Origin of the sequence: Actinomycetospora sp., from assembly GCF_036497245.1 — a bacterium.
Taxonomy (GTDB): Bacteria; Actinomycetota; Actinomycetes; order Mycobacteriales; family Pseudonocardiaceae; genus Actinomycetospora.
Map to the genome: position 1 here is coordinate 1 of NZ_DASXJS010000258.1, position 3,382 is coordinate 3,382.

General features: G+C 73.0%; 5 protein-coding genes. All 5 read right to left on the reverse strand.

The window, feature by feature from the left end; translation table 11 throughout:
* Positions 1-848, reverse strand: an 848-nt coding sequence (locus tag VGI02_RS26675; protein WP_331632692.1) for an FAD-binding oxidoreductase, incomplete at its 3' end; no start/stop codon positions are given.
* Positions 848-1,351, reverse strand: coding sequence for a 1,2-phenylacetyl-CoA epoxidase subunit PaaD (paaD, locus tag VGI02_RS26680; RefSeq protein WP_331632694.1), 504 nt, complete (start codon positions 1,349-1,351; stop codon positions 848-850). The genes VGI02_RS26675 and paaD, both read right to left, overlap by 1 nt.
* Positions 1,345-2,277 (reverse strand): 1,2-phenylacetyl-CoA epoxidase subunit PaaC, encoded by a 933-nt coding sequence (paaC, locus tag VGI02_RS26685; protein WP_331632696.1) that lies wholly within the window; start codon positions 2,275-2,277, stop codon positions 1,345-1,347. The genes paaD and paaC overlap by 7 nt, the downstream gene beginning before the upstream one ends.
* 5 nt (positions 2,278-2,282) lie before the next feature.
* Positions 2,283-2,579 (reverse strand): 1,2-phenylacetyl-CoA epoxidase subunit PaaB, encoded by a 297-nt coding sequence (gene paaB / locus VGI02_RS26690; protein WP_331632698.1) that lies wholly within the window; start codon positions 2,577-2,579, stop codon positions 2,283-2,285.
* On the reverse strand, positions 2,576-3,382 hold an 807-nt coding region (gene paaA / locus VGI02_RS26695; RefSeq protein WP_331632700.1), incomplete at its 5' end, for a 1,2-phenylacetyl-CoA epoxidase subunit PaaA. The genes paaB and paaA, both read right to left, overlap by 4 nt.

Sequence of the window (3,382 nt, forward strand, 5' to 3'; positions counted from 1 at the left end):
TCCGTGCCGTCCCCGCCCACCCCGTCCTCGTGCCGCACCGGCAGGGGCGGCGGGGTGTCGACGTAGAACAGCTCGGCGTGCACCTTCTCGCGGCCGATCCCGAGCTCGGTCAGCAGGTCCCGGGCCCCGGTGACCATCTCCAGCGGCCCGCACAGCCACCAGTGGTCGACCTGCGGGGTCGGCACCAGCGAGGTCAGCAGGGTGTGGAGCTTCTCCCGGTCCAGCCGACCGGCGAAGATCTCGGCCTCGACGGGCTCGCGGGAGAGCACGTGGTCGAGCTGGAGCCGGTGGCGGTAGCGGTCCTTCAGGTCGGCGAGGTCCTCGGCGAACATGACGGTGTCCGCGCGCCGGTTGCCGTAGAGCAGTGTCACGTGCGTGTCGGGGTGCGCGGCGAGCACGGTCGCGGCGATCGAGAGCACCGGCGTGATCCCCGACCCGGCGGCGATCAGGGTGTGGTGCTCGCCGGGCCCGTGCTGTTCGGGCGGGGGGTCCGGGGTGAACCGGCCCTCGGGCGGTCCGACCTCCAGCTCGTCACCGGCGGCGAGCCCGTCGACCAGCCACTCCGAGAACAGCCCGGTCTCCACACGGCGCACCCCGATCCGGGGCGCGGCACCCTCGGGCGCGCAGATCGAGTAGGAGCGGCGCTCCTCTCCCTCCGGGGTCTGCAGGCGCAGGGTCAGGTACTGCCCGGCGCGGAACGCGAAATGGTCCGCGAGATGGTCGGGGACGTCGAACGTCACCGCGACGGCGTCGTCGGTGAGCCGATCCACCCCGGCGACGCGCAACCGGTGGAACCCGGCCGTGGTGTCCTCGGGGGTGGTGTCGGGCTCGGTCGTCGGCGCGCTCATCAGATGTCCTTCATGTGCTCGAAGGGCTCCCGGCAGGCCCGGCAGCGGCGCAGCGCCGTGCAGGCCGTCGGCCCGAACCGGGAGAGCACCTCGGTGTCCGCGCTGCCGCACCGCGGGCAGGCGACGCGCTTGTCGGGCGGAGCCAGCGTCAGCGCCACCGGCCCGGTGGTGCGCGGCCCGATGTGCTCGGGCGGTGCGACGCCGGCCTCGGCGAGCTTGCGACGGCCCTCGTCGGAGATCAGGTCGGTGGTCCAGGGCGGGGTCAGCGAGACCCGCACCTCGACCTCGCCGAAATCCGCCAGCTTCGCCGCCAGGTCCGCACGCATCGCGTCGAGGGCGGGGCAGCCGGCGTAGGTCGGCGTGATCGTGGCGACGACCCGGCCGTCGCCGGAGGAGACCGAGCGCAGCACGCCCAGGTCGGCCAGGGTCAGCATCGGCATCTCGGGGTCGGTGACCTCGGCGGCGACGTCCCACAGGCGATCCTCGACCGCAGTGCTCACCACATCGCCTCCGGGTGCGCGCGGGCCAGCGACTGCAGGACGGCGAGCACCGGGCCCATCGCCTCGGTGTGCACTCCGTCCCGGCCACCCCGGCCGCCGACGAGCCCGACGGCAGGCCGTTCCGGGCGGGTCAGCGTCGCGACCGGCAGCACCTGCTCCACATCGGCGTCGACGTCGCCGCGCAGCGACGCCGGGTCGACGGCCACCCCGGCCTCGACCAGGCGGGTCTCGACCCCGTGCGCCCCGAAGATCTCCTCGACGAACGGCCACACCGCGTCCAGTCCGGCCTGCATGCGCCCGTGCGAGAGCTCGGTGCCGTCGCCCAGGCGCACCACCCAGCCCGCCGCGTACTCGCGCTGGTAGGCCAGCTCGGGGACCGCCTTGCCGGCCACGGCGGCGAGCACCGGATCGGCGGAACCACGCAACCGCGTCATGAGGGCGAGCCGCCACGACGAGAAGACGAGCATCCAGGCCATCGTCTGCGCGAAGTCGCCGAGGTCGATCTCGGCGAGGGTGACGTTGCGGAAGAAGCGGTCGTCGCGGAAGTAGGCGAGGACCTCCTCGTCGGGCAGGGCTGCCGCGGTGCGCGCCGTGCGGAACCGCTCCGCCGCGCCCAGGTGCCCGGCCCGCGCCAGCAGCACGCGCGCCTGCCCGAGCAGGTCGAGGGCGATGTTCGCGAGGGCGACCTCCTCCTCGAGCTCGGGCGCGTTCGTGGCCCATTCGGAGAGTCGCTGCGAGCCGAGCAGCGCGTCGTCGGCGAGCATCAGGGCATAGGCGGCGAGGTCTTCGACGTCCACGCCGTCCGGCGCCGGAGCGGTCACCTCGACGACGGTCTCGTCGAAGCCCGCCCCGTGGGCCCAGCGGCCGTCGTGGTCGGCGGCCGCGAGGGCGTCGTAGACGTTCTCGCCGGTGGCGTCAGCGCTGTTCACGGCGTTCACAGGTGCGGGACGTCGTCGGGGATCGAGTAGAACGTCGGGTGGCGGTAGACCTTGTCGCCCGACGGTGCGAAGAACGGGTCCTTCTCGTCCGGGCTCGACGCGGTGATCGCGTCGGCGCGGACGACCCAGATACTCACGCCCTCGTTGCGCCGCGTGTAGAGGTTGCGGGCGTTGTGCAGGGCCATCCGGTCGTCGGGGGCGTGCAGCGAGCCGACGTGCACGTGGTTCAGCCCGCGCTTGCCGCGCACGAACACCTCGTAGAGCGGCCAGGTCGCGTCCGGGGTGGTGCTCATGCCGCCGTCTCCTTCGCCGCGCGCGCGGTCTGCTTCGCGGCGTGGGCGCTCGCGGCGTCGCGGACCCACTGCCCGTTCTCGTGCGCGGCGCGCCGGTGCGCCAGCCGCTGGGCGTTGCACGGGCCCGCGCCCTTCACGACGGCGGTGAACTCGGCCCAGTCGATCTCCCCGAAGTCGTGCACCTCGCGCTCGGGGTCCCAGCGCAGGTGCGGGTCGGGCAGCGTGACGCCGAGGGCCGCGGCCTGGGGCACCGTCATGTCGACGAAGCGCTGGCGCAGCTCGTCGTTGGTGTGGCGCTTGATGCGCCACGCCATGGACTGCTGCGTGTTCGGGGAGTCGCCGTCGGCCGGGCCGAACATCATCAGCGAGGGCCACCACCAGCGGTCGACCGCGTCCTGGACCATCGCGCGCTGCGCGTCGGTGCCCGCCATGAGGGTCATCAGCAGCTCGAAGCCCTGACGCTGGTGGAAGGACTCCTCCTTGCAGATCCGCACCATGGCCCGCGCGTAGGGGCCGTAGCTCGACCGGCACAGCGGCACCTGGTTGCAGATCGCGGCGCCGTCGACCAGCCACCCGATGACGCCGATGTCGGCGAACGTCAGCGTCGGGTAGTTGAAGATCGACGAGTACTTCTGCCGCGAGTCGATCAGCTTCTCGGTGAGCTCGCTGCGGTCGACCCCGAGGGTCTCGGTGGCCGAGTACAGGTAGAGCCCGTGGCCGGCCTCGTCCTGCACCTTGGCCAGCAGGATCGCCTTCCGGCGCAGGCTGGGCGCGCGGAGGATCCAGTTGCCCTCCGGCTGCAT